The organism is Streptomyces sp. NPDC004647, assembly GCF_040609575.1.
Classification (GTDB): domain Bacteria; phylum Actinomycetota; class Actinomycetes; order Streptomycetales; family Streptomycetaceae; genus Streptomyces.
Map to the genome: position 1 here is coordinate 25,545 of NZ_JBEXKU010000004.1, position 25,268 is coordinate 50,812.

Annotated in this window: 26 protein-coding genes and 3 pseudogenes; 10 read left to right on the forward strand and 19 right to left on the reverse strand. The window is 70.2% G+C overall.

The annotated features are described in order from the left end of the window. Positions 1-83: 83 nt before the first annotated feature. Complete coding sequence (locus ABZW18_RS02900; protein WP_356181148.1) at positions 84-833, reverse strand: alpha-ketoglutarate-dependent dioxygenase AlkB; 750 nt, start codon at positions 831-833, stop codon at positions 84-86. Between the two features lie 353 nt (positions 834-1,186). On the opposite strand from ABZW18_RS02900, the gene ABZW18_RS02905 reads away from it, so the two are divergent. Both ABZW18_RS02905 and ABZW18_RS02910 read left to right on the forward strand, forming a co-directional pair. Next, positions 1,187-3,067 (forward strand): thiamine pyrophosphate-dependent enzyme, encoded by a 1,881-nt coding sequence (locus ABZW18_RS02905; RefSeq protein ID WP_356181151.1) that lies wholly within the window; start codon positions 1,187-1,189, stop codon positions 3,065-3,067. Further along, positions 3,064-4,248, forward strand: coding sequence for a Glu/Leu/Phe/Val dehydrogenase dimerization domain-containing protein (locus ABZW18_RS02910; protein ID WP_356181154.1), 1,185 nt, complete (start codon positions 3,064-3,066; stop codon positions 4,246-4,248). The genes ABZW18_RS02905 and ABZW18_RS02910 overlap by 4 nt, the downstream gene beginning before the upstream one ends. A 79-nt stretch (positions 4,249-4,327) precedes the next feature. On the opposite strand, the gene ABZW18_RS02915 is transcribed toward ABZW18_RS02910, so the two are convergent. The 3 genes from ABZW18_RS02915 to ABZW18_RS02925 all read right to left on the reverse strand — a co-directional run bounded on the left by ABZW18_RS02915 (position 4,328) and on the right by ABZW18_RS02925 (position 5,867). Then, entirely contained in the window at positions 4,328-4,594 is a 267-nt protein-coding gene (locus tag ABZW18_RS02915; protein WP_356181157.1) for a DUF3817 domain-containing protein, read from the reverse strand. Between the two features lie 2 nt (positions 4,595-4,596). Beyond that, complete coding sequence (locus ABZW18_RS02920) at positions 4,597-5,079, reverse strand: DUF2269 family protein (RefSeq protein ID WP_356181160.1); 483 nt, start codon at positions 5,077-5,079, stop codon at positions 4,597-4,599. Positions 5,080-5,204: 125 nt separating this feature from the next. Continuing rightward, complete coding sequence (locus ABZW18_RS02925) at positions 5,205-5,867, reverse strand: DJ-1/PfpI family protein (RefSeq protein ID WP_356181442.1); 663 nt, start codon at positions 5,865-5,867, stop codon at positions 5,205-5,207. Between the two features lie 217 nt (positions 5,868-6,084). Here ABZW18_RS02925 and ABZW18_RS02930 point away from each other — a divergent pair, with 217 nt between their 5' ends. Further along, a complete protein-coding gene (locus tag ABZW18_RS02930) occupies positions 6,085-7,047 on the forward strand; it encodes a helix-turn-helix domain-containing protein (RefSeq protein WP_356181163.1) in 963 nt (320 codons plus the stop codon). 50 nt (positions 7,048-7,097) lie between these two features. After that, positions 7,098-7,190: pseudogene (locus ABZW18_RS02935) on the forward strand (aminotransferase); the annotation flags it as partial. A 117-nt stretch (positions 7,191-7,307) separates the two neighbouring features. Here ABZW18_RS02935 and ABZW18_RS02940 read toward each other — a convergent pair. Continuing rightward, entirely contained in the window at positions 7,308-7,775 is a 468-nt protein-coding gene (locus tag ABZW18_RS02940) for a hypothetical protein (protein ID WP_356181166.1), read from the reverse strand. Between the two features lie 183 nt (positions 7,776-7,958). After that, positions 7,959-8,123: pseudogene (locus ABZW18_RS02945) on the reverse strand (antibiotic acetyltransferase); the annotation flags it as partial. A 934-nt stretch (positions 8,124-9,057) separates the two neighbouring features. Here ABZW18_RS02945 and ABZW18_RS02950 point away from each other — a divergent pair. After that, positions 9,058-9,378 carry a GNAT family N-acetyltransferase gene (locus ABZW18_RS02950; protein ID WP_356181169.1) on the forward strand — a complete coding sequence of 107 codons (321 nt, stop codon included), beginning with the start codon at positions 9,058-9,060 and terminating at the stop codon, positions 9,376-9,378. A 129-nt stretch (positions 9,379-9,507) separates the two neighbouring features. On the opposite strand, the gene ABZW18_RS02955 is transcribed toward ABZW18_RS02950, so the two are convergent. From ABZW18_RS02955 to ABZW18_RS02975, 5 genes are all read right to left on the reverse strand, one after another. Further along, on the reverse strand, positions 9,508-10,476 hold the full coding sequence (locus ABZW18_RS02955) for a PfkB family carbohydrate kinase (RefSeq protein ID WP_356181172.1): 969 nt from the start codon (positions 10,474-10,476) through the stop codon (positions 9,508-9,510). 385 nt (positions 10,477-10,861) lie between these two features. Continuing rightward, positions 10,862-11,479 (reverse strand): TetR/AcrR family transcriptional regulator, encoded by a 618-nt coding sequence (locus tag ABZW18_RS02960; protein ID WP_356181174.1) that lies wholly within the window; start codon positions 11,477-11,479, stop codon positions 10,862-10,864. A 388-nt stretch (positions 11,480-11,867) separates the two neighbouring features. After that, positions 11,868-12,674, reverse strand: coding sequence for an SAM-dependent methyltransferase (locus ABZW18_RS02965; RefSeq protein ID WP_356181177.1), 807 nt, complete (start codon positions 12,672-12,674; stop codon positions 11,868-11,870). 39 nt (positions 12,675-12,713) lie between these two features. Beyond that, positions 12,714-12,950, reverse strand: coding sequence for a DUF397 domain-containing protein (locus tag ABZW18_RS02970; RefSeq protein ID WP_356181180.1), 237 nt, complete (start codon positions 12,948-12,950; stop codon positions 12,714-12,716). 5 nt (positions 12,951-12,955) lie between these two features. Then, positions 12,956-13,822, reverse strand: coding sequence for a helix-turn-helix transcriptional regulator (locus ABZW18_RS02975; protein WP_356181183.1), 867 nt, complete (start codon positions 13,820-13,822; stop codon positions 12,956-12,958). Between the two features lie 137 nt (positions 13,823-13,959). Between ABZW18_RS02975 and ABZW18_RS02980 the strand changes: the two genes are divergently transcribed. Then, the gene (locus ABZW18_RS02980; protein WP_356181186.1) at positions 13,960-14,445 is read left to right on the forward strand and encodes an ATP-binding protein; all 486 of its coding nucleotides are present in this window, start codon (positions 13,960-13,962) and stop codon (positions 14,443-14,445) included. Positions 14,446-14,620: 175 nt separating this feature from the next. Here ABZW18_RS02980 and ABZW18_RS02985 read toward each other — a convergent pair whose 3' ends face one another. Beyond that, positions 14,621-15,421 carry an SGNH/GDSL hydrolase family protein gene (locus ABZW18_RS02985; RefSeq protein WP_356181189.1) on the reverse strand — a complete coding sequence of 267 codons (801 nt, stop codon included), beginning with the start codon at positions 15,419-15,421 and terminating at the stop codon, positions 14,621-14,623. A 340-nt stretch (positions 15,422-15,761) separates the two neighbouring features. On the opposite strand from ABZW18_RS02985, the gene ABZW18_RS02990 reads away from it, so the two are divergent. The 4 genes from ABZW18_RS02990 (at position 15,762) to ABZW18_RS03005 (ending at position 18,600) form a co-directional block, all read left to right on the forward strand. Beyond that, a complete protein-coding gene (locus ABZW18_RS02990; RefSeq protein WP_356181192.1) occupies positions 15,762-16,013 on the forward strand; it encodes a hypothetical protein in 252 nt (83 codons plus the stop codon). 188 nt (positions 16,014-16,201) lie between these two features. Further along, positions 16,202-16,606 (forward strand): hypothetical protein, encoded by a 405-nt coding sequence (locus ABZW18_RS02995; RefSeq protein ID WP_356181195.1) that lies wholly within the window; start codon positions 16,202-16,204, stop codon positions 16,604-16,606. A 276-nt stretch (positions 16,607-16,882) separates the two neighbouring features. Further along, positions 16,883-17,701 carry a tyrosine-protein phosphatase gene (locus ABZW18_RS03000; RefSeq protein ID WP_356181198.1) on the forward strand — a complete coding sequence of 273 codons (819 nt, stop codon included), beginning with the start codon at positions 16,883-16,885 and terminating at the stop codon, positions 17,699-17,701. Positions 17,702-17,814: 113 nt separating this feature from the next. Next, positions 17,815-18,600, forward strand: coding sequence for a DUF817 domain-containing protein (locus ABZW18_RS03005; RefSeq protein ID WP_356181201.1), 786 nt, complete (start codon positions 17,815-17,817; stop codon positions 18,598-18,600). Positions 18,601-18,677: 77 nt separating this feature from the next. Here ABZW18_RS03005 and ABZW18_RS03010 read toward each other — a convergent pair whose 3' ends face one another. The 7 genes and pseudogenes from ABZW18_RS03010 to shc all read right to left on the reverse strand — a co-directional run bounded on the left by ABZW18_RS03010 (position 18,678) and on the right by shc (position 25,203). Continuing rightward, on the reverse strand, positions 18,678-18,818 hold the full coding sequence (locus ABZW18_RS03010) for a DUF6126 family protein (protein WP_356181204.1): 141 nt from the start codon (positions 18,816-18,818) through the stop codon (positions 18,678-18,680). Beyond that, positions 18,805-19,464 (reverse strand): XRE family transcriptional regulator, encoded by a 660-nt coding sequence (locus tag ABZW18_RS03015; RefSeq protein ID WP_356181207.1) that lies wholly within the window; start codon positions 19,462-19,464, stop codon positions 18,805-18,807. The genes ABZW18_RS03010 and ABZW18_RS03015 overlap by 14 nt, the downstream gene beginning before the upstream one ends. A gap of 59 nt (positions 19,465-19,523) precedes the next feature. Further along, positions 19,524-20,966 carry an aspartate aminotransferase family protein gene (locus ABZW18_RS03020; RefSeq protein WP_356181210.1) on the reverse strand — a complete coding sequence of 481 codons (1,443 nt, stop codon included), beginning with the start codon at positions 20,964-20,966 and terminating at the stop codon, positions 19,524-19,526. Continuing rightward, a pseudogene (locus ABZW18_RS03025) lies at positions 20,963-21,160 on the reverse strand (hypothetical protein); the annotation flags it as partial. The gene ABZW18_RS03020 and the pseudogene ABZW18_RS03025, both read right to left, overlap by 4 nt. A 163-nt stretch (positions 21,161-21,323) precedes the next feature. Then, positions 21,324-22,346 carry an adenosyl-hopene transferase HpnH gene (gene hpnH, locus ABZW18_RS03030; protein WP_356181213.1) on the reverse strand — a complete coding sequence of 341 codons (1,023 nt, stop codon included), beginning with the start codon at positions 22,344-22,346 and terminating at the stop codon, positions 21,324-21,326. A 5-nt stretch (positions 22,347-22,351) separates the two neighbouring features. Continuing rightward, positions 22,352-23,056: a 1-hydroxy-2-methyl-2-butenyl 4-diphosphate reductase gene (locus tag ABZW18_RS03035; RefSeq protein WP_356181445.1), complete on the reverse strand. Its 705-nt coding sequence runs from the start codon at positions 23,054-23,056 to the stop codon at positions 22,352-22,354. After that, positions 23,053-25,203: a squalene--hopene cyclase gene (shc, locus tag ABZW18_RS03040; RefSeq protein WP_356181216.1), complete on the reverse strand. Its 2,151-nt coding sequence runs from the start codon at positions 25,201-25,203 to the stop codon at positions 23,053-23,055. The genes ABZW18_RS03035 and shc overlap by 4 nt, the downstream gene beginning before the upstream one ends. Positions 25,204-25,268: the final 65 nt, after the last annotated feature.

Consider the following 25,268-nt stretch of genomic DNA (forward strand, 5'->3'; position numbering starts at 1 on the left):
CGGTGGCCTCGGGCGTCTCTGCAGCGCCCCGGACCAGTGGGATCGTCGCCCGACGGCAGGTGCGCGGCGTGGCGTGGCCGGGATCAGTCCGGCGAAGGGCGGTCCGCGCTGTCGCTGTCCAGACCGCTGACCCGCAGGGTGATGTTGAGGCGGCCGGTGAGGCCGAGAGCCGGCGGGGCGGTGCCCGGGCGGGTGCGCGGCACTCCGTGGTAGGCGAGCCGGGACGGGCCGCCGAAGACGAAGAGGTCGCCGCTGTGGAGCTCGACATCGGTCCAGGGGCGGGTGCGGGTCCGCGTATTGCCGAAGCGGAAGACGCAGGAATCGCCCAGGCTGAACGAGACGACCGGGGCGTCCGACCGCTCGTCGCAGTCCTGGTGCAGGCCCATGCGGGCGTCCGCGCCGTAGAAGTTGATCAGCGCGATGTCGTACGGGGCGGTGCACGGCTGCCCGAACGCGTCCTCGACCGCCCTGCGCGCCAGGTCGCCGAGCCGCTCCGGGAAGGGCTTCACCGGAGCGCCGTCGCCGTCGATCACCATGCGCGCATAGCTGTACGGGAACCAGTGCGGGCCGGGGCACTGCGGACTGTTCCTCACCGCCCGCCCGCAGTTCGGACAGCGCGGCACAACGCCCCAGTGCCAGCCGAGACAGACCTGCCTGACCGACATCTCCGCGCCGCTGAGCAGCCGCACCGTACGCAGCCCCGCGGGCGGCTTCGCCCACTCGCGGCACTCGTCGACCAGCTCGCGCTGCGCGTCGGGATCGAGCCAGTCGGGGGCGTGAACGGCCCCGGGAGCCACTTCGGCGCGGGTGCGGGGGAACAGTTCACCGTCCATCCCTCCATGGTCGCGCACCGGGGCCGGGGGCGGGGTGCGCGGCGTTGACAGGCGCTCCACGCCGTCCGGATACTGAATGACTATTCAGTTGGAGCCGCCAACCGTGCGATCCGCGGTCGCCGTGGTGCGCGGTTCGCGGTTCGCGGTTCGCGGTTCGCGGTTCGCCATACGCGGTGCCACTGCGCCGTTGCCGTGGCTCCGTCGTCGCCGTCGCCGTCGCCGTCGCTGTCTCTGCCGCCGTCCGAGCCTGGGGGCACCATGTCCGTCCTCCCCACCGAGCTGTACCCGCGCACCCAGCGGATGGCCGAGCCACAGGCGGCAGTACGCGGCCGGGCCCTCTCCCGGAGTGTGCGATGAGGGCACTGACGGGCGGTGAGGTGGCCGTACGGGCGCTGGCCGCGCACGGTACGAACCTCGCCTTCGGCATCCCCGGCACGCACAACCTGGAGATCTACCGGCACCTCTCGGCGTACGGGATCCGGCACATCGCGCCGCGCCACGAGCAGGGCGCCGGGTACGCCGCCGACGGCTACGCCCGGACGACCGGCCGCCCCGGCGTCGCGATCACCACCACCGGGCCCGCCCTGCTCAGCATCGCCGCCGCCGTCGGGCAGGCGTATTCCGACAGCGTGCCGCTGCTCGTCGTCTCACCCGGGATGCCGCTGCGCCATCCGCGGCAGCCGGTCGGTCTGCTGCATGAAATGCGCAGCCAGAGCGAGGTGTTCCGGAATATCGCCGCCTTCAGCCACCGGGTCTCTTCGGTGGCGGAGATCGATGCGGCGGTCGCCCGCGCCTTCGCCCTGTTCCGCGGCGAGCGGCCACGGCCGGTGCACATCGAGATCCCGCTCGACCTGCTGGAGTCGGCTGAACCGGTGGGCGCCGCGCGCCGCGCGCCGGTCATCGCGCCCCTCCGGCCCGCTTCTGAGGCCGTACGAGCGGCGGCCACGGCGTTGACGTCAGCGCGCCGCCCCGCGCTGGTATTGGGTGGCGGGTCGCGCAGCGCGGCTGCCGAATGTCTGGCGCTGGCGGAGAAGTTGGGCGCACCCGTGGTGACGACCGCCAACGGCAAGGGTGTCGTCCCGGAGTCCCATCCCTTCTCCGTGGGTGTCGCGCTGCACAGTCCGGCCGTGCGGGAATGGCTGGCGGACTGCGATGTGGTGCTGGCCGTCGGCACGGAGCTCGCGGAATCCGACCTCTGGTGCGAGGGGCTTTCCCTCGGAGGCACGCTGATCCGGGCGGATCTGGACCCGGCGCAGATGTACGCGGGCCTGCCGGCGGGGATCGCGCTCGTGGGCGATGCGCGGGCGGTTCTGACCGACCTGCTGACCGGCTTGCTGCCCGCCACGGACGCGGCGGCCGCAGCCACCGCCACTCCCGCGGCCGCCGGCGCTGCCACTGCCACTGCCACTGCCACTGCCACTGCCCCTGCCACTGCCACTGCCCCTGCCACTGCCCCTGCCACTGCCCCTGCCCCTGCCCCTGCCGCTGCCGCTGAGACAGTCGGTACGGCAGGAACCGGTACGGCAGAAACCGGAACAGCAGAAGCCGGCTCGCTCCCTGACGGTGCCGGACCCGCCGACACGACCGCCTACTTCATGCCCCCCGCCCGTTCGACCACCACCACCGCCGCACCACCCACCACCACCGCCGCCACCGCCACCGCCCTGCGCGCAGCGCGCAGTTGGGAGACCGCCGAGCGCGACGCCCCCTGGCTCCCGTACCTCGCGGCGATCCGGGAGGTCCTCGCACCCGATGCGGTGATCACCTCGGACAGCGCGCAGTGCTGTTACTACGGCGCGCTCCCCCACCTCCCCGTCGACCCGCCCGGCCGCTACCTCCACCCCACCGGCTTCGGCACCCTCGGCTACGCCCTCCCCGCCGCGATCGGCGCGAAGGCCGCGGATCCGCGGCGGCAGGTGATCGCGCTCAGCGGGGACGGCGGACTGCAGTTCACCGTCCAGGAGCTGGGCACGGCCGCTCAGCTCAGGTATCCCCTCCCCGTCGTGGTATTCGACAACGGCGGCTACGGGGAGATCCGCGACGAGATGACCGCCCGCGGCGACTCCCCCACCGCCGTGGACCTCCCCTCGCCGGATCTGGCCGCACTCGCCCGCGCGTACGGCGGCCAGGGTGCCAGGGCCGACACCCCGGGCGAGCTCGCCGACGCCCTGCGGACGGCACTCGACACGCCCGGCCCCACCGTCATCACCGTCCCCGAGGAGAGCGGCCCGTGACCGCCGCAGCCCCCTTTCTCTCCACCAGCTGGACCGACCATGTCACCGGCCGCCAGGGCTTCCTCGTGATCGACCGTCTTGTACGCGGCGTGTGCAGCGGCGGCCTGCGGATGCGTCAGGGCTGCGGGCTCGACGAAGTCGCCGGGCTCGCGCGTGGAATGACGATGAAGGAGGCCCTGCACTACGACCCGACCGCCCGCTACATTCCGCTCGGCGGCGCCAAGGGCGGTATCGACTGCGATCCGCACGACCCGGCCGCGTACGGTGTGCTGGTCCGCTATCTGCGCGCCATGCGCCCGTACATCGAGCAGTTCTGGACCACCGGTGAGGACCTGGGCCTGACCCAGGACCGGGTGGACGAGGCCGTGGCCGAGGCGGGACTCGTCTCCTCCATCCAGGCGGTGTACCCGCTGCTGGACGACGAGGGGGCAGCCCGGCGACGGCTGACCGACGCCTTCGCCGCCGACGTGGAGGACATCGGCCTCGACGAGCTGGTCGGCGGCTGCGGAGTCGCCGAGTCGGCCCTCACCGCCCTCGACCGGGCCGAAGTGCCGTACGCGAGCACGCGAGTCGCCGTACAGGGCCTGGGCACGATGGGCGGAGCCACCGCCCGGTTCCTCTCCCGCGCCGGCCTGCCGGTCGTGGCGGTCGCCGACGTGAAGGGCACGATCGCCAACCCGGACGGCCTCGACGTCGAGGCACTGCTCGCCGCGCGCGATCCGTACGGCACGGTCGACCGCACCGCGCTCCGGCCCGGCGACACCGAACTGCCCGGCGCGGCCTGGCTGGAGACACCCGCGGAGGTCCTGGTGCCGGCCGCCGTCTCGTACTGCATCAACACGGCCAACGAGCGCGGAATCACCGCCCGCTGGGTCGTCGAGGCGGCCAACATGCCCGTACTGCCGGAGGCCGAGGAACTGCTTGCCGCCCGGGGAGTCACTGTCCTGCCCGATGTGGTGGTGAACTCCGCCGCCAACGCCTGGTGGTGGTGGACGCTCTTCGGTGACATCGGCCCCGACCCCGACGACGCCTTCGCTCACATCCGGCGCTCCCTGCGCGCCCTCACCGACCGGATGCTGGCCCGGGCCGAGGCCGACGGAAGCACGCCGCGGGCGGCGGCCCACGCCATCGTCGCCGACCGGCTCCCGTTGATCACCGAACGCTTCGGATGGCACGGATGAGGGTGCGGCACGCCGTCCTGTCCCTCCTGAACGGCCGCCGTTGACGGCAGTCACCTGCCCGTCTGTCCGGCCGCTCCGGTCACGGTGCATCGCGTACGGCCGCTCGGATCCGGCGCAGGGCGAGCAGACCGCCGATGCCGGGGATCCCGGCGGTGATCCGCGTCGCCCTGGTCGCGTCTTCGGCTTGCAGGGCCGCGATGACGACGAACAGATACGCGCAGCCGTGCGTGGGGCCCATCACTGAGGAGACGGCCTTCCAGTGCACGGTCGCGAGGTTGGCCAGCAGCAGGACCAGCGAGAACAGCTCGACGCGAGCGGCGATCCCGAAAGGTCGCAGGGACGACATGCTCACGCTCCTGTGCTGGAACCGGGCCGGACGATCATGAGTACGGTGACCACGGCCCACAGGAGATTGAAGATGCCGGTGAACATGGCCAGGCGTACGGTCATCCGCCGAGCTGCTTCGTCGTCCGCTCCGGGGGGCGCGGCTGACTCCAGGCCGGCCAGGATCGCGCTCTGGCGGGGCAGGACGAGAGCGCCGAGCACCACGGCGGCCATGGACGTCAGGACGATCGAGACGATCAGCCAGGAATCACCCAGCACACCCATACTGCCGGCGGTGGCGAACCCGAAGACCGGTACCACCACACCGAGGACGGCGTAGACACGGCAGATCCGGTGCAGCAGACGCGCCGACGAGAACACGTGTCCATCAGCGGGGGCGGACAGGGCCCGGCGGGCGGCCGGGGGGAACATGCTGGCGGCCACGGTCACCGGCCCGATCGCGATGATCGCGGCCAGGACGTGGACGGCGAGAAGGAACTTCGTCACGGGGCGGATCGCCCTTTCGTACGTACGGACATGTGGCGGCACGGCGCGGGCGACGCCCCGGGAGGCCGGCGGACGGCCGGTCCTCCCGGGGCGAGTCGTCTCCCCGCCTGCCGGTTCGAGGTGCGCTACAGGCCCGCGGGCACAAGGCCTTCCGGACGCCAGACGACGCCGCGGCGTTCATGCGCGACCACCTGCTCCACCGCATGCGCGACGCGCGGGCCCAGCTCGCGTTCCAGCAGATGCAGAGCGACATCGAGGCCGGAGGTGACACCGGCGCCGGTGACCAGGTCGCCGTCATCGACCACCCGGGCGGCGACGACGACAGCGCCGGTGGCCTCGAGAGCGTCCAGGCCCATGTGATGGGTCGTCGCGGGCCGTCCGTCGATCAGGCCCGCCATCGCGAGGATGAGGGAACCGCCGCAGACCGTGGCCACCGTCAGCCCCGGCTCATCGAGAGCCGCCTTCAGCAGCGAAGGCAGTTCCGTCTGCAACGCACCGCCGAGGATCGCCGGGATCGCCTCCTCGTCGGCGGCTTCCTCGCCCTTCGCCGGAATCCGCCCGGCGGCGCCCGGCACAACGATCAGGTCGGCCTGCTGGGGGTCCAGCTTCGCGGTTGCCCGCAGGGAGAGCGTCCCCACGCCGCTGGGTACCTCACGCGCCCCCTCCGCCGACACCAGCTCCACACGGATCGCGCCCTCGCCGGCCACACCGCCGATCCCCAACACCTCGAACGGTGCGATGACATCCAGCGGATCGAAGCCGTCGAACAGGACGAACTGGGCAAGCATCATGCGGTCCTCCAGAGCCGTGAGGCTCCCCGGCCGGGGAGCCTCAACCGACGCTAGAGCCGCGGTCGGACACCCGAGAAGTGGCAATACTGCCACGTTCCAACGGGTTCTCGTCACACTGGGAACCCGCGGAAACCAGGGTTAGATTGGCCACTTGATTCACGACTCCCCAGGTCAGGGTATTGGCTGCAACCCACGCAACCCATAGCCTCTAGCCATGCACACGGTGGCTGTACTCGCGCTCGACCAGGTCATCGCCTTCGACCTGTCCGCCCCGATCGAGGTCTTCTCCCGCGCCCGGCTGCCGGACGGCCGCGCCGCCTACCGCGTCCGGATCTGCGCGGCCACCGAGGAAGTCGACGCCGGGCCATTCACCCTGCGGGCTCCGTACGGACTCGACGCCCTGGCCGAAGCCGACACGATCATCCTGCCCGGCACGGCCGACGCCACTGTTCCCCTGCCCGAGGAGGTCCGCCAAGCCCTGCGCAGCGCCGCCGCCAACGGCACCCGTATCGCATCGGTCTGCAGCGGCGCCTTCATCTTCGCCGCCACCGGGCTCCTGGACGGACAGCGTGCCACCACCCACTGGATCGCCGCACCGCTCCTGGCCTCCCTCCACCCGGAGGTCACCGTGGATCCGGACGTGCTCTACGTCGACAACGGCCAGTTCCTCACCTCCGCGGGCGCCGCCGCCGCCCTCGACCTCTGCCTGCACATGATCCGCAAGGACCACGGCTCGGCTGTCGCCGCCGACGCGGCGCGCCTGTCCGTCATGCCGCTCGAACGCGAAGGCGGCCAGGCCCAGTTCATCGTCCACAACCGGCCTCCCGCGCCCGCCGGAACCACGATGGAGCCGCTGCTGGGATGGCTTGAGGACCACGCCGACCGGGAACTCACCCTCGAAGACATCGCCACCCACGCCGGAATGAGTACCCGCACACTCAACCGGCGCTTTCGTGAACAGACCGGCACCACCCCGCTGCAGTGGCTCCACCGCACCCGAATCCGCCGCGCCCAGGCCCTGTTGGAGAGCACGACGCACTCGGTGGAACGCATCGCTGTCCAGGCCGGATTCGGCTCGCCGACCGCATTCCGGGAGCGCTTCAAACGCGTGGTGGGCACCAGCCCCCACGCGTACCGGCGCGCCTTCCGGGGGCCTGCGGCCGAGGCCCCTCACTGACGCGTTCCCGTACAAAGGCCTGGGCGCGGCGCAGCTCCGTGCAAGCGGTTGTACGGCCCTGGGGTTACGGGGACGGTGTGCAATTCTGCCGCGAGTTGCCGCAGCGCGCGGGTGTGGTCGCCATCCCCACCTCCGCCTTCTACGTGGGCACCGATGCTCCCGAGGCGCTCGCACAACTTCACGCGGTGCGTGAACCCCATCCTCCGCTGCGTTTGGTCGACCTCACCGTACTCGCCGGCCCCGACACTCCGTTGGCGCAGCTACGGGCGCACATCGGCGAGTGACCTGTCCTCCCAACCAGGAACAACCGTGGCGGGGATGCCCTTCTCGGCCCACAATCGAAGCACGTTGGGGTTGTCGTCCCACGCGTGGACCGGCGTGAACCTGGTTCGAATCCGGGCCAGGATGTCCCGCTTCACCTCGACATCGGGCCGGCCATCGCCGTTCGCGCGCATCCACATCGCATCCGATGGGACGTCGTGCAGAGCGAGCCACATCGCCGTGTGATGCCGGAAACGGGCCGTGCGTGCCGTGACGATCAGGACAGCCATGCCTGCCGCGTGTGCTGCTCGGGCAGCATCGACGACATGCGGATGAGGAGGGCAGCTTGCCGACGCCGCGTGAAAGGCGTGGAAGCCGCCGGGCCCGTTGATGAGGTGCCGGATCTGGCGGACGTCGCAGAGGGTGCCGTCCATGTCGAAGATGACCGCCTCGCGGTTAGCCGGCATGGGTTCTCCTCTTTGGCGGCGGCGCCCGCCGGGGAATGCTGGATGCTGGGGGCCTCAGCCCAGTTTGGCAGTGCCGTGTGGCAGCGAGTACCAGAACGCCGGTCGCTCTGGCAGACCTGGGGGGCCGCTACGAATCCGCATACTTCGTCGTGGGGCTGCGCGTGCCCGATTGCGCTCACGTCGGTAGAGCACGTTGCGCGTCTCGAACGCGGTCGCGTCGTCCGGGTCGTCGTAGTAGGAGTACTCCCCGACCTCGGTCAACGGGGATTTCACCAGCGGCCTGAGCAGTACCACCCGCGGTTGTTCAGGCATGGGATGGAGAACCGTCGGGTCGGCAGGCACAGACATGGCGAACGGTTCCTTACGCATCACGGGTCGGTGTCCGGCACATGATCGCAGTCATGCGCCAGCCACCGCACCGCCATTACGTGCGAGAACAAGCCGGGCCCTCGGCCGCTCCAGCAGTGGCGCTGACGCCATCTTCACGGCCGCCGACGGTTGGCCGCAGTCCATCTCCCCGACAGGCCGCAAATACTGATGGTGTGACAGCATGGGGTGATGAGCGACGACACCTCCGATGACACAGTCTCCAACGGGCCACAGACCCGAGGGTCCACAAAGCCCATGTCGCTGAGCACGCCAAAGCGCGCGGCACGGTGGGAGACGTTCGCCCTTCTCGTTGTGTTGCTCATCCTCGCTTTCGTCTTCGCCTGAGTTACGCCTTGTCGGCGAACACCCGGTCGGGTCGGCGGTTCTTGATACGCCAAGGTCTGTAGAGGTCCGATGCTTGCCGTTCTTGGAGAGGGTGTGCGTGTCGGTGCCGTCTGCCATGAGCAGATCGGAAATGGTGAGAGGCCTACAGGAGAGAGCGGCTCGGGCTCTTCCGGCTGAGCACGTCAAGGACGTTGAAGGGTGGCGGCTGCGCCATGTCCCCAGCTGCTCCTGGTGGGTGGGAACTGTGCTGCCACATGGTGAAGCCAGGCCGGGCGAATTGGTACGCAGGGTCGTTGGGGCGGAGGAGTTCTATGCCGGTCACCACGCAGCCGCACGGTTCCAGATCAGCCCGGGGGCGTGTCCAGAAGGGCTCGACACAGTCTTGGCGGAGCGTGGCTATCGTCGTGAGAGCCCGATGTCGTTGCAGGTGGCGTCGACCGCGCGTGTTCTGGAACAGATGCCGACAGGCTCGCTGCGGGTTCGAGTGGATGACCGCCCGACAAGCGTGTGGTTCGACGTCTGGGACGCTGTGCATGGTCATGGTGGGGACTCCCGTTCCGAGTGGGACATGCTCGCTCGTGTGGAGCGGCCGTGTGCCTACACCAGTGCGTTGATCGGGGACGACGTTGTCGCGGTGGGCCGCGCGGTCGCCGACGCCGGCTGGGCGGGAGTGTTCGGTATGGCCACGCTTCCCGAAGCACGCGGGAAAGGTGCGGCCCGCAATGTGCTCGCCGCGCTGGCCGACTGGGCCGGTGCACACGAAGCCGACCGCATGTATCTCCAGGTGGAGCGCGACAACATCCCGGCTCTCCGGCTATACGAGCGGACAGGCTTCAGCGAAATATGCGGCTACCACTACCGCGCCGAACGGTTGGCACGGGACGAGTAGGCCCCGGTTTCTTACCAACCGGCAGCAACGGCGCCAGCACCGCCCACTGTGCGGCGGTCAGATCACCCCGACCCACGCCAAGATCGTGCCAGAGTGGATCACTAACGTGATCCACTTCTGAAGCACCCTCTAGGGGCGTGCCGCGACCGGGTGACCGACGTGCTCGTCCTTCTTCTCCATGAGTGTCGGGGCGTCGATGAGCGCGGTGTGCGTGCCCTCGGCGGTGCAGGCGTACGCGCCGGCCACTGACCCGTACCGTGCGCACTCCTCCAAATCCTCGCCCGCCAGCCGCCCGTACAGGAATCCGGAGGCAAACGCGTCCCCCGCGCCGTTGCTGTCCACCACAGGTGCGGGCGGCGCGGCCGCGGGCACGTGCCGGGGCATCCTGCCGCCTTCGCGGGTCAGCAGATACGCGCCGCCGGCGCCGGCCGTTGCGACCACGGCCTCCGCGCGGCCTTCGCCCAGGATCTGCCGCATCACCCCGGCGAGCCGCTCCCCGGCGCCCGCCGCGCTGAGGAAGACGACATCGGCGCGGAGCGCGAACTCGCGGTGGTGGTCGGCGAGTCCGTCCCAGTCGTGCAGATCGGTGGAGACCGGGATGCCGAGCGCCTCGATGTCGTCGAGGAGGAAACGGGCGAAGTGCGTGATCGACACGTGGACGTGCCGGGTCCGTCGCAGGTGCGGCAGATAGTGCTCGGGCGGCATCCGCAGATGCAGTGGATCACGGCCGTCGTAGAAGGAGGTGCGGCGGCCTGAGGCGTCGACGAGGTTCACGGCCCGCCGGGTGCCGTCCGGCGAGAGGAGCGGGTCGAACCGCACGCCGCTGTCGGCCAGTCGGCGCAGCACCAGCGCTCCCTGCGGATCGTCCCCGATGAAGTCGAGGAAGCCGGTGGACAGCCCGAGCGCGTCACATCCGAGCGCCACGCCGGTTCCGGTGTGCCCGGCCCACTCGCGGATCGGTGGAACGCCGTAGGAGTCGGCGTACGGCACCGGCAGGGTGTCCACCCGTACGACCGTGTCAACGCCTGCCCCGCCGACGACCAGTACGTCGTACGGCGCGACCGCTGTCGCGGCCTCCGGCCCAACCGAGCTGCTCATTCTTCCTCCTGTACGGTCCCCGCGCCGCCGTCAGCCTACGGCCTGTCCGATCATTCCCGCCGGGCGCACGAGGAACCCCCGGAATCGTCCGGATGTGCTCCCTGACGTGGCATCTCGGTGCGGTTTGGGAGGCGGAAACGCCAGCGATGGCGGACTCGGCCAAGTTCGCGCGTTCCGCGGCCGGTTGTCCAACCCTCGCGGACACTCCCCCGGACTTCGCCCGGGCGGGTGTTTTCCCCTCCGTCGGACGCAGCAACCCGCCGAACCGACGAAAACGGCCGCCCGTGGCGACACCCGCCGCGGCGGCATGACGGGCCCCGGACAACCCGTGGAGACGAACCCCGGCGGCACATGAGCCGTGAAACCCCGCCGGATGACGCCGTGTTCAGCGTCCCGAAACCAGATCGGCGCGGTCCAGGCCCAGTTCCGCTGCGAGGGCGTCGTCGACCCAGGACTCCATTTGCCGACGGCTCAGCGCGCCCGGGAGTGCGGTCATCTGGACCGCGAGCCCGTCCAGCAGCGCCGTGAGCCGCCAGGCCGAGGCGCGCGGATCCCGGCACTCGTACTCGCCGGCCTCCGCGCCCTCCGCGATCATTCGCGTGAGAGTCGCCTTCCACTGCCGGTCCAAGCCCAGGGTCACCTCGCGCAGCACGGGTTCGCGCAGCGAGGCCGCCCAGCCCTCGATCCACAGCTTCCAGCCCTTGGCCTGCCCGGTGGGCGAGTACCAGCGCACGGCGGCGCGCAGCCGCTTCACCGCGCTGCCGCCGCGGCCGGCGAGCGTGTGCAGCCGGGCCAGGTCGGCCTGTGCCGCATGCTCGAACGCGGCCGCGACGAGCTTCTCCTTCGTCGAGAAGTGGTAGAGCACCAGGGCGTTGCTGACGCCGAGGGCCGTGGCGACATCCGAGATGCGCAGCGCGGCGATGCCGCGTTCCTCGATCTGCTCGACGGCCGCGAGGAGCAGCGCTTCGCGCCGTTCCGCCACGTTCAACCGGATTCTGGCCACGGCGTCACCCTACCCGCGGCTCGGGCGCAAGGCCGGGCAGAGCAGCCTGCCGCCCGCTCGCCTGTGCGCCCGCCGGTCGGGGCGTTCGCCGGTCGGGGCGTTCGCCGCTCGGGGCGTTCGCCGGTCGGTGCGTTCGCCGGTCGGTGCGTCCGACCATCTGCGCTTCCGCCGGTCGACGCGTCCGCCCGTCGGCGCGTTCGCCCGTGGGTGCGCCCGCCGGTCGGCGCGTTCGCCCGTGGGTGCGCCCGCCGGTCGGCGCGTTCGCCCGTGGGTGCGCCCGCCGGTCGGCGCGTTCGCTGGTCGGCGCATCTCCGGTGGGCCCCGGTGGGCACGCCACAGGCTGCTCGCGATGGCTGCGGAGGCGTCCGCGCCGGGCCGCCCGGCCTGCTCAGACCTTGACGCCCACGCCACCGTAGACGCCTGTCTTTGCGATCTCCTCGGCGGGCATGGCCGGGCCGTCCGGCCGCCACAGCGGAACCTGCACCAGGCCCGGCTCCTGGAGCCGAAACCCGTCGAAGAACGACAGGACTTCCCGGTGCGGGCGCGGGTTCATGCTGGCTGTGGCGTTCCGGTAGACCTTGAGAACGTTGGGCAAACCGTCGGGATGGAAATCCGTGGTGGCATGGGACAGCACCAGTTGGCTGCCCGCGGGCAGTGCCTGCCCCAGGGTGCCGGCGACCTGGCCGGGCCCTTCCTCGTCCGTGACATAGTGCAGGACGGCGACGAGCAGCAGCGCCACTGGCCGGTCGAAATCGATCAGCTCCTTGACCGTCGGATGCTCCAGGACCGACTCGGGCTTGCGGACATCGGCCAGAGCGAAGCCCGTATCGGGGGTGCCGGTCAGCCGGGCGCCCGCGTGGGAGGCGACGATGGGATCGTTGTCGACGTACGCCACCCGTACGTCGGGCGCGATCTCCCGTGCCATCTCATGGGTGTTGAGCGAGGTGGGGATGCCGGTGCCGACGTCGATGATCTGGCGGATGCCGCTCCGCACCACGGCGCGGACGGCCCGTTGGAGAAAGTCCCGGTTCGCCCGCGCGGCGAAGCGGATTTCGGGGATTTCCTCGATGACGCGTTCGGCCGCCTCGCGGTCCACCTCGTAGTTGTCCCGTCCCCCGAGGTAGTAGTCGTACATCCGGGCCGGGTGCGGTCTGCTGGTGTCTATCTCGTCGGCGGAGAAGCCCTGGTCGGTCACGCCGGCCTCCAATCGGTCATGTGGTGGCTGATCTGCTGGTCAGGCGAGCAGGAAGTCCGCCTCGCCTGCCTTCGCGCCCCGGATGAACGTCTCGATCTCATGGTGGGTGTAGATCAGGGCGGGCCCGTCGGGATCCGTCGACTGGCGCAGCGCCACCCGGCCGTCGCTCAGCCGCAAGGCCTCGAGACAGCTTCCCCCGTTGCCGCCGCTCCACGGCTTGCGCCAGCCCTCGGTACCGAGGTCCTTGGCGGGCATGCCGTTGTATATGCGACCCATGGTTTTCAGAACTCCTCGCGAATGCCACCCAGGTAATCCCCGGTGGTGTGTGCCGGCGCGGCCTGCGCGCACATCCGGTCAAGGGCTTCCAGAAACGCCGAGACGTCGTCACGTTGGTCAAGGTAGACGCCGCCCACGAGGCTCTCCGTGTAGGCGATGTCCGGCAGTTCCTGGATCGGGAACCGGAAGATGTGGAAGGGCCCGTACATGGCCGGGTGCGGACCCGCTGCGAACGGCATGATCTGCAGCCGGACGTGTCGTGTGGCGGTCGCCTCGATCAGCCGGTCGACCTGACCGCGCATCACATCCGGTCCCCCGATGGGCCGACGCAGCACCGTCTCGTCCATCACGACCCACAGCAGCGGCGGATCGGCCTGGGTCAGCAGGCTCTGACGCTCGATACGCAGTGCGACGCCACGCTCGATCTCCTCTTCCGAGGCATGCGGCATCCCGGCGCGCAGCACGGCCCGCGCGTAGTCCGGAGTCTGCAACAGGCCTGGCACGTAATGCGGCTCGTACGCCCGGATGAGATTGGCCTCGCCCTCCAAGCTCACGAAGGCGCTGAACCACTCGGGCAGGACGTCGCGGAAACGGTGCCACCAGCCGCGTCGATTCGCGTCGCGCGCCAGTGAGAGGAAGCCCTCGAGCTCCTCGTGCTCGGTGACTCCGTAGGTCAGGAGCAGCTTCTCCACGTACGGGATCTTCAGGCCCACTTCGGCCTTTTCCATTCTGCGGATCGTCGCGTGGGTGACGTCCAGGGCGCGTCCCGCGTCCTCGTACGTCAGTCCCGCTTTCTCCCGCAGATCCTGCAGGCGCTTGCCGAGCACCACTCGCAGGACGGTGGGTGCGCCGCCGGATCGCGTGTCCGCCACTACCCGTTTCCCTCCAACTGCCGTCACTGCCCCGAAGTGTGTCATGCCGTCAGTCACCCTGACAGACTGTCCATGCGTTTCTGCAATTTACAGATTGAACCTTGCCATACGTCGGTCGCTACGCGCATAGTTGCGGAGTGGGTTCCTTCCGAGACGCTCTCCTGTTAGCGGACCGCGGCTGCGTTCACGCCGGGGGCCGCCGCGACGCGTTCCAATTCCCTGCGCTGCGCACCTCCGTCGCCGAGGCACGGCGGCGCGTCCTGGAGCAGCTGTACGAGTGGGGCGTCGGCCGGGAGTGCCGCGACAGCGCCGAGCTGGTGGTCTCCGAACTCGTCACCAACGCGGTCTGTCACACCGACAGTGAAAAGATCGGCTGTGAACTGCGGTTCATCGGGGCTCGGTTGAGGGTGGAAGTGGCCGACCAGGGCTGCGCGGCCACGGCGCCGCACCCCGGATCGGGCGATCTCGACGGCGAGGGCGGACGCGGGTTGCTGCTCGTCGACGCTCTCTCACACGCCTGGGGGGTACGGCCTGCGGAGGGCGGCCGGGGTCACGTCGTCTGGGCCGAACTGGAGTGCGGCCCGGCTCCCACCGGTCCTGAACGGCAGCTGGGGCGCCACTGACCCCTGCGGGACCGCACCTGTACGTCTCTACGTCGCGGGTCACGCGCGTCTTTGCGTCTGTACGTCGCGGGTCACGCGCGTCCTTACGTCTGGACGTCGCGGGGTCACACGCCTCCCCGGCGATACGCGCCCTGCGGGTCACACGCCCGCGGGTTCAGATCACCCGCGAGGAGCATCACCGCAGCGGGAGCAGATCCGGGCGCTTGGGCTCGACATGGTCTCCGGAGGACACACCGCGCAGGCGCCGTCCGATCCACGGCACCAGATACTCCCGCGCCCACTGGACGTTGTCCCGGCGCACCTCGGCCGAGCCGCGCTGCGGCACCGGCGGCCAGGGCTGGTCGGGGTCGGCGGGGACCGAGAGGCCGAGGACCTGGGCGGCCCGCAGTGCGACCCGGGTGTGCCCGTCCGGCGAGAGACGCAGCCGGTCGGAGTCCCAGGCCCGCCGGTCCTGTACGGAGCGCAGCGACCACAGGTCGAGCACCGGGCAGTCGTACCGGTCGGCGATGGCCCTGACGTGTGCGGTGTACGTGGCGATCTTGCCGCGGAGATGGCGCAGTACGGGTACCCCGCGAGTGTCGAAGCCGGTGCACACCATGACGGTGCCGACGGCGCCCCCGGTCAGGTCGGCGACCGCGGCTTCGAAGCGCTCCGCCACGTCGTCGGGGTCGCTGCCCGGACGGAGGATGTCGTTGCCCCCGGCGCAGAAAGTCACGAGATCCGGGCCGAGTTCCTTGGCGCGCGGCACCTGCTCGGCGACGATCCGGTCGAGCAGTCGGCCGCGGACGGCCAGATTGGCGTAGCGGAAGTCGTCCTGCTCCGGCCGCTGGTCGGAGAGGAGCACCGCAAGCCGGTCGGCCCAGCCGATGAAAGTGCCGCCGGGCCCCGGATCGCCGACGCCCTCGGTGAAACTGTCACCGACGGCCGCGTACGACCCGATGACGCCTCCGGTGATTGATGTCGAATCGTCTTCCACGTCAGCAGATGATGCACCTTGATCCCCTCCTTACGCGACCGTAACTCGCCGCGGCTCGGAACCGGCTCACATGGGCGAGCCGCGGCAAATCGGCCGCACCATCGAGAAAGCGGAGAGATTTGGGCAATCTCTCCGCCGCGCTCGGAACGTATCAATGAACGGGGGAGAAGAGGAATGCGCCATGAACAGAGCGAAGCATTCCGCCCGACGCGGTCACGACCAGGGGGCATGGGCAGCGCGAACTCCCGGCTATCCGCCCCCGCTGAGCGAAGGCGAGCAGACCCCGCCCGCGGACGGCGGCTCCGGTCACCGGCAGGAATCCGCCCCGAGGAAGAGGCACATGGTCTTCCTCTGGGTCTTCCTGGCGGTGCAGCTGCTGTTCCTGGTCTGGATCATCACCGGTGCGGCGAGCAGTAGTGGCACTCCCGCCGAATGCTCCGGCCTCACCGGCGATGACCTGCAACTCTGCAAGGACGCCAACGATGTCGGAACCGCCATCGGAGTGGGCCTGATCGTCGTTCTATGGGTGGCCGCTGACTTCATTCTCGCCATGACGTACCTCATCTACCGGCTTGCCCGGAGGGAGCGTTGAGAGGGAGAGAGAACGTTGCGAGAGAAGGTCGAGAGAGAAGTCCTGGCGCAGGACATGAAGAGCAGGCCCCTCACCACCGACTGCCCTCGCGTTGCTGCTCGCCACATGCGGAGCTGTCACGGCCGCATGCGGCAGCGGCGAGGTCGGTAAAAACCAACGACGACAGCGGCGCTGCAACCTCCCAAAAGATGCCACCGTCAAAGAAGGAAACTCCGAAGAAGGAGGACACTCCCCGGCCGAACGCTCCGGATGAGGACTCGGTGTTCAATGACGGGCGGGCGGACGTGACCATCAAGTCCTGCCGGATCGGCGACCCGTACGGCCTCGGAGACCGACTGGCCGTCGCGGATTTCGAGATCAGGAATGCGTCGTCCAAGGTCTCCGACTACCTGATTCAGATCGAGGTCACCGATCCGGCGACAGGAGACCGGAAGGAAACGCTGACTTCCGTCGTCACCGAACTGGCCCCCGGCCAGAGCGTCGACACCGGCAATGGCGACGGCGAGGAGGATGCCTCGGGAACGAACAACACGTTGACCGGCCCGATCCGGTGCAACGTCCTCTCCGCCGACCGCGTCGCGTCCGTCGAGTAGGCGTTCGGCAGCGGTCTCTACCCGGGTATGCCCCTGCCCGGACGGCCCCGGTACACCCTTGCCCGAACGGGCCGGGCCCCATGGGGCTCGCCCTCCGACACGCGTGCACCGTAACCGGATGTTCACACAGAGTGCCATTGAGCCGGTGGAGGCGGATGCCGCGGGGGGCGCAGGGAGGGGCATGTGGCGAGATGATTGCCTCTGGCATGCGTGTCGTATCGTCGATGTGTCACCTCGTCGGCAAATCGGGCCGGCGGCCGACAGCGAGGAGTGTCCGTGACGCAGACGCCGCAGGTCCCGCAGGTTCCGTCGACCGAGCCCGCGCTGGCAGGGATTCGCAACTTCCGTGACGTCGGCGGGCTGCCTGCCGTGGGCGGGAGCCGCATCCGGCACGGCTGTCTGTTCCGCAGCGGCCACCTCGCGAGCGCGACCACCGAGGACGCCGAGTACCTCGGCTCGCTCGGCCTGCATACGATCTTCGACTTCCGGAACTCCGCCGACGTCGCCCTCGAGGGCCCGGATGTCGCGCTCCCGGGCGTGCGCCATGTGAACATCCCGCTCACCGACCCGGCGGACGGCGCCGAGTTCTGGCGCATGGTGCGCGACGGCGAGCTGGCGCAGCTGCGTACGGCGCTGGCCGACGGCAAGGGTGCGCGGCGGATGACCGGTACGTACCGCACCATCATCCGGACCCGTACCGCCGAGCACAGCCAGGTGCTGCACGCTCTCGCCGAGGACAGCGTTCCGGCGCTGATGCACTGCGCGGCGGGCAAGGACCGCGCGGGCCTGTCCATCGCCGTGACGCTGCTGGCGCTCGGCGTCGAGCGGGACGCCATCGAGGCCGACTACCTGGCGAGCAACGCCGCCCACCGCCGCTACCAGTTGCGCCGCAGCGACAATTCGGAAGCGCACACGTCCGCCGAGGTCAGGGAGCTGCTGAGCCCGCTGTTCGATGCCCGTGCGGAGTATCTGGCGGCGGCGTTCGAGACCATCCATGAGACCTGGGGCTCCACCGAGGACTACCTCAGGGACGGACTCAAGTTCGGCCCCGAGAAGCGCGAGAAGCTGCGCGAGCGGCTCCTCCACAGCGGCTGAGCAGGACATCCGCCCCTGGGCGGCGGCGTGCCGTCCCCCTGAAGCGCGGCGCTCCGCCACCCCCGGCCCGGGCGATCGGGAACCCCGTGAGGCGTACGCGCGTCAGTTCGGGCATGTCCGCGATCTCTTTCCCTGTGCGGCAGCTGCTCACCTTCGCCTGGCTCGAGACGCGCTGCTGCGCGTTCGCCGTCGCCTTGCTGGCCGGGGTGGCACTGTCCACGGTGCTGCCTCATCTGCCCGTCGCCAGGTACGACCTGCTGGTCCTCTACGGGGTGGCGCTGACCGCGGTGTTCCGGCTCCGCGGATGGGAAACCGGGCGCGATCTCGCGGTGATCGCCGTGTGCCACGTCGTCGGACTCGCCTTCGAACTCGTGAAGGTCTCCCTGGGTTCCTGGACTTATCCGGAACCTGCGGTGCTGAAGCTCGCCGGAGTGCCCCTGTACGGCGGGTTCCTCTACGCCGCGGTCGGCAGCTACCTCTGCCGCGCGTGGCACCTGCTGGACCTGAAACTGGTCCGCTACCGCGCCGGGGCGACCACGGTGGTGGCAGCGGCGATCTACGTGAACTTCTTCAGCCACCACTGGCTGCCCGATGTCCGCTGGCCCCTCGCCGCGGCTCTGCTGGCGGCGACGGCCGGAACGCGGGTGGCGTTCACCGTGGGACCCACACGTCAGAGCATGCCGCTGGCGCTCGGTTTCGCGCTGATCGGATTCTTCCTGTGGCTGGCGGAGAACATCGCCACGTATCTCGGCGCCTGGCGCTACCCCTACCAGCTGCACGGCTGGGAGCCGGTCTCCTGGGAGAAGATCGGCGCCTGGGCGTTGTTGATCAGCGTGACCTTCGTACTGGTGGAGTGGGCGCGGCGGGATCGCAGGAACGGCGTGGCAGAGGCGGTATGACCCCGAGGGCCCCCTCGCCGCCGGACCGGCCCGGGGCCTGTCCGGCGGCTCCTGTTCCAGGCCCTGTCCGGCGGCTCCTACTTGTTCGCCCCCAGGTGGAACCGCAGGAAGAGGAAGCCCGCGAAGAGGTGGCCCGCGACCAGGTAGGCGAAGAGCCGCAGGAGCCCTCGGGGAAACCGGCCTTCGCCGCGTTCGGCGCCCGGTTCATCTTTCGGCATCGTGCCGCCTTTCCGGGATGGAGGGGTTCTCCTGGGTGCGGCGGGGCAGCCCGCTGCCGAGGCACAGCCCGGCGGCATCGCTCTGCAGCAGCGTGTGGACGAAGAGCAGATCGGTCCCGGCGGGCGACGCGGACGCGATCCGGTGCGGGGTGAGCGAGTCGAAGTGCGCCGAGTCCCCGGGCGACAGGGTTTCCTCGACGTCCCCCAGGGCCAGCCTGAGCTCCCCGTCGAGGACGTAGATCCACTCCTCTCCGGGGTGTACCCGCACCAGATCGCGCTGCGGACCGCACACCGGCACATGCACCCGCAGAGCCTGCATCGCCCGGCCCGAGCCGCCCGCCTGCCAGTACGCCCAGCCATCGGCCCCGACGGGCTCCGTGCGGGAGCCGCGTACGACCGGGTCCGCTGCGGCGGGCGTCTCGCCGAGCAGCTCCGAGACCGTCGTACCGTAGGTCCTGGCGAGAGTGAGCAGCATGGGCAGCGACGGCTGCCGGCGGCCGGTCTCGAGCCGCGAGAGGTGTGCGGGAGACAGGCCCACCCGGTGCGCCGCCGCCTCCAGGGTGAGGCCGCTGCGCCGCCGCAGGTCACGCAGCCGCGGAGCGACGGCCGGCAGCTCGGCGGAGGCGTTCCGGGTCTCGGGGCTCATGCCTCCGATTGAGCCAGGTCAATGCCTTTGGGGCAAATTTCTTGCCTCAGAGGCAAGAGTCAGCGGTGTGCGACGGCCTGCTGCACCAGCGTGCGGCCGAAGTCCCACATCAACCCGCCGCCACTGTGGGCATCGTCCATGACCTCGGTGAAGGCGCCGACGAAGCGGTCGACCTCGCGCTCGCCGATGATCAGCGGCGGAATCAGCTTGATCACCTCCATCCGGTCCCCGGAGACCTGGGTGAGGATGTGGTGCCGCTGGAACAGCGGCACCACCACCATCTGTGCGAAGAGGCCCTTACGGGCGGCCTGGAGCATCATCCAGCGGCTGCGCAGACCCAGTGACCGCGGTTTGCCGAACTCGATGCCGATCATCAGTCCCCGGCCGCGGACGTCGTACAGCAGCTCGTAGCGGTCCACGAGCGCGGCGAGGCGGGTACGCAGCAGATCGCCGGTGTGCCGGGCGCCCGCGACGATCTCCTCGTCCTCCATCACCGCGAGAGTGGCGAGCCCGGCCGCCATCGCCTGCGCGTTCGCACCGAAGCTGGCGGAGTGGACCAGCACCCGGTCCATGGAGGAGTAGATGCGTTTGAAGATCCAGTCCTTGCCGAGGGTCGCGCCGACCGGGACGTATCCGCCGGAGAGCGCCTTGGCGACGCACACCAGATCCGGCTCGACGCCCTCCTCGTACTGATAGGCGAAGAAGTCCCCGGTGCGGCCCAGACCGGTCTGCACCTCGTCGGCGATCAGCAGCGCCTTGTGCCGGTGCAGCAGCTGCTGGGCGGCGAGGAGGAAGCCGGGCGGTACGGAGTGCACGCCCTTGCCCTGGATCGGCTCGACGATCAGCGCGGCGACATCGCCGCGCTTCAACTCCCTTTCCAGAGCGTCCAGATCACCCAGCTCCACGGGCGTGTCGGGCAGCAACGGGTCGAACCCGGCGCGGAATCCCGCCTCGCCGTTGACGGACAGCGCGCCGGTGGTCAGCCCGTGGAAGGCGTGACTGCAGTAGACGACCCGGGACCTGCCCGTGGCAAAGCGGGCGAATTTGAGCGCGGTCTCCACCGCCTCCGCACCGCTGTTGCAGAAGAACACCCGGTCCAGATGGGGGGCGTGGCCGAGCAGCCGCTCGGCGAGGAGCCCGGGCAGCGGCTGGCAGTCGAAGCGGGTGAGGTCGGCCAGCGAGGCGTCGAGGACGTCGTGCAGTGCCTTCCGTACGACCGGGTGGTGCCGGCCGAGCCCCATCACCCCGAAGCCCGACAGCATGTCGAGGTAGTCCTGCCCGTCCGCGTCCCAGAAGTACGCGCCCTCGGCCCGCTCGTAGACCTTGTCGAAGCCGAGGGTGTGCAGCATGCGCGGAAGCTGGTGATTGAGGTACCGGGCGTGCAGCTCGTAGCGCTCGTCACCGCGCTCCGCCAGCAGCTTCCCCAGGTCGAAGGCCTCTCCACCGGGAACGGCGGGCCGAGCCGGTCCCGCGGCGGACCCGGCGGACTCAGCGGATGTCATGTGCCGTACTCCTCAGGGACGAGTGAAGCCTCACGGCGGGTGAGGGAAGCGCTGATCCGGCCGGCGATCTCGGCCGGGGTGAGCCCGATATCGGCCAGGACCTCGCCCCGCTTGCCGTGGGCGAGGAACTGCCCGGGAACGCCGAAGGTGCGGACCGGCAGATCTACGTCCGCGTCGCGCAGCGCCTGCGCGACGACCCCGTCACCGTCGTCGTCATCCACTGCACCGAAACCGGGGCATCCCCACCCACGGCGACAGAGCCGACCTGGATGGCCCCCGAGCGGCGGCGCATCTCGAGCGGCCGGGCCGGCAGGCCGGGGAGCCCAAGAGAGACCGGCTCCACCGAGGTCATGACGGTCACCCGCGGTTTCCGCCGGCCGTGTCACGGGCCGCCCGCAAGGTCTCCTTGAGGGAGCCCATGGTGGCGAGCACCGCCGTCGGCTCGTAGCCGCAGTGCGCCATGCAGTTCGCACATCGCTCGTCCTTGCCGCGTCCGTACGCGTCCCAGTCGGTCTCCTCGATGAGCTCCTTGTACGTGGGCACGTACCCGTCGGCCATCAGGTAGCAGGGCCGCTGCCAGCCGAAGAGCGTGTAGTTGGGGATCGCCCACGCCGTGCACGGAAAGTCCGCCTTGCCCTCCAGGAAGTCGAGGAAGAGCGGGCTGTGATTGAGCCGCCAGCGCCGCCGGTTTCCGTCCGCGAAGGACTTCTTGAACAACTCCCGGGTCTGCTCCACGCCCAGGAAGTGCTCCTGGTCGGGAGCCTTCTCATAGGCGTAGGCGGGCGAGAGCATCATCTCGTCGACCTGTAGGTCGTCGTTCAGGTAGTTGAGCACCTCGATGACGGTCTGCGGGGTGTCGGTATTGAAGAAGGTCGAGTTGGTGGTGACCCGGAAGCCACGCCGCTTCGCCTCCTTGATCGCCGCCACCGCCTCGTCGAACACGCCCTCCTTGGCGACGGACTCGTCGTGCCGCTCGCGCAGCCCGTCGATGTGCACCGCGAAGGCGAAGTACCGGGAAGGCGTGAATTTATCGATCTTCTTACGGAGCAGCATCGCGTTCGTGCAAAGGAAAACGTACTTCCGTTTCGCCACCAACTGCCGGACGATCTCGTCGATCTGCGGGTGCATCAAGGGCTCGCCCCCTGCGATGGAGACCATCGGCGCACCGGACTCCAGCACCGCGCCGACCGCCTGCGCGACGGGCATGCGCTGCTTGAGGACCCCGGCCGGATGCTGGATCTTCCCGCAGCCCTCGCACTTGAGGTTGCAGGCGTAGAGCGGTTCGAGCTCGACGATCAGCGGGAACTTCTCCCGCCGCCGGACCTTCTGTTCCATGAGATAGGTTCCGACCCGGATGGTCTGACGGAGCGGCATGGCCATCTAGCTCACCTCCTGGGGAGCAGCAAAGAACGGTGCCATTCGAAGAAAGCCGGAAGGACTGCACGCAAGACGCGGAAAGCCGATATTCCACCGCACAGGGTCCCGATTCGGACGAGCTCATGCTCAGGAGCGTCCACGACCACCCGTACGGCCGCAACCGGACGGGTTCCGGGCCTCCGCCAGATGCCGTCCGCGGGCACTCGCATCGCGCTGCGCAGCGTGACGGCGGACTCCATGTCGACCGCGATCGCCCCGGTGGCACGCAGCTCGGCCCGTTCGGCGCCGCGGACCACGTGGTCGGAACCGGTGAGCGGGCCGGTGTGGATGGTGCGGGCCCGGCCCCCGGGGCGTACGGGGCGGTCGCCCAGCAGGTCGGCGAGTGCCTTGGCGAGCACCTCGGTGCCGGTGCAGGCGGTGCTGCCCTCGCTGTCGCGGGTCTCGTCGGCGACGACCACGTCCCCGGGGTGCATCCCCGGGGCGAGGCCGGCGCAGAAACCCGTGGCGATCACAGCGGCGTCACGGGCCGCGGGATCCTCGCGCATGGTGCGGGTGACGGTCCGCTCCGCGGCCTGCGGGCCCATGCCCGTGCGCAGTACGGTCAACGGTCCCGGGGCTCCGCCGCGCTCGCCGCTGCGCAGGGCGAACCGCTCGATCCCGAGCGCGCAGGCGATCAGCAGCGGTGCCGCGCCCGGCGCGGGCGGCCCCATCAGGCCTCCTGCGGATCGGTCCGGAACGGCTCTCCGTGGAGGTACCGACCGAGGGCCGTGAGGGGAAAGACCTGCCGGTAGAGGTGGTAGTTGATGGAGAAGTCCCACGGGAAGCCGGTGCCGGTGAAGTACGGCTCGTCCCAGCTGCCGTCCTCGCCCTGTGTCGCCGCGAGCCAGCCGATGCCCCGCTCGACGGCTTTGCCGTCCCGCTCCCCGGCCGACAGCAGGGCGAGCAGTGCCCAGCCGGTCTGCGAGGCGGTCGAGGCACCCCGCCCGATCCACTCGGGGTCGGGGTAGGAGCGCTGGTCCTCGCCCCAGCCGCCGTCCTCGTTCTGGACACTCTCCAGCCAGTCGACGGCACGGCGGATCGCGGGGTGCGAGCCGGGCAGCCCGGCGGCTACGAGCGCCGGGACGACGGAGCCGGTGCCGTATACGTAGTTGGTGCCCCAGCGGCCGAACCAGGCTCCGCTCGCCTCCTGTTCGGCGAGCAGCCACGCGATGCCGCGCCGGGTGCGGCTGTCGTGCTCCATGCCCTCCACCGCGAGCATCTCCACCACATGCGCGGTGACATCGGCCGACGGCGGGTCGATGACCTCGCCGAAGTCGCAGAACGGCAACCGGCCGGGAAACGCACTGGTGTTGTCGACGTCGAAGGCGCCCCACGCGCCGTTCTTCGACTGCATGCCGAGGGTCCAGCGCACTCCGCGCCGGATCGCGGCCTCGGCCCTGGGGGCGTCGGGGTGCCGTACCCGGCGCAGCGCGAGGACGACCTCGGCGGTGTCGTCGATGTCCGGGTAGTTGTCGTTGTGGAACTCGAACGCCCAACCGCCCGGGGGAAGTTGAGGCCGCCGCACCGACCAGTCCCCGGGCCGTACGATCTGCTCGCCGAGCATCCAGTCCGCGGCCTTCACCAGCGCCGGGTGGTCGGCGGGCAGGCCCGCGTCCGCCAGCGCGATGGTGGCGAGGCAGGTGTCCCAGACCGGGGACTGGCAGGCCTCGATCATCCGGCTGCCGTCCTGGCGCCACACGGCGAAACGGTCCAACGAGTCCAGCCCGGCCCGGAGCACGGGGTGCTGGAGGTCGTAGCCGAGCAGATGCAGGGCGATCACGGAGTAGACGGCGGGCGGCTGGATGCCGCCCCAGCAGCCGTCGTTCTCCTGCCGCTCGATGATCCAGCGGGCACAGCTCCTCAGCGCGGCCCGGCGCAGCGGCCGTACGGCCGCCTTGCGGTAGGCGTGCAGGGCCCGGTCCAGCCGCTGGAAGAAGCCGTCCCAGCTGGTGGCCGGGGCCCGGCGCTGCGGCGGGTTCGGCCGGGCAGAATCCCATGGGACGCGCTGGGGGTGCCCCCGGACGAAGTCTGGGGGAGCCTTCGAATGAGGGTGGTGGTGGGCGACGGGAGGGACGGTGTGCAGCTCGTCGAGGGGGAACGGCGCGGGCCGTACGGGCCGCGTGGCCGACACGACGGTGAGCGGCACGATGGTCTGCCGCGCCCAGCAGCCGAAGTCATAGATGTTGAGCGGGAACCAGGCCGGAAGGTAGATCAGCTCCGGCGGCAGCTCGGGGAGGTCGTCCCACTTCCACCAGCCGAAGAGCGCGAGCCAGATGCGGGTGAAGACCCGGGAGGCGGCGATGCCGCCTTGCTCGCGTACCCAGGCGGAGGCGGCGGCCATGTGCGGTGCGTCGGGCGCGTCCCCGGCGAGCCGCAGGGCGACGTACGCCTCGATGGTGGCGGAGAGTTCACCCGGCCCGCCGTGGAAGGTGGCCCAGGTGCCGTCGTCACGCTGCTCGGAGCGGATGAAGCGGCCGGCTGCCGCGGTGGTCCCGGCGTCCCGGATGCCGAGGAACTGACGGAGCAGCAGGTCCTCGGCGTCCATCGTCACGTTGGTCTCGAGGTCGCCCTTCCACCAGCCTTCGGCGTCCTGGCGTCCCAGCAGGTGCTCCACGGCGCGGGCGGCTGTTCGGCGGGCAGCGGCCTCCACGTCCGGTGGGCCGACGGGACCGGATCGACCGGGTGGACCGGAGGGGCCGGAGGGGCCGGGTGGACCGGAGGGCGCGGCGGCCTGCTCGGTGGGTCCGGTTGTTTCAGTGGCCGAAGGTGCGCGGGGGGTTACGGACCCGGACCCGGTGCTGCCGTCGGTCGTCGCTGTCATGGCTTCCCCTTCGTGCAGTGAGTGAGCTGCTGTGCTGGGGGACTGCCGTCGGCCGGCGCCCGGTT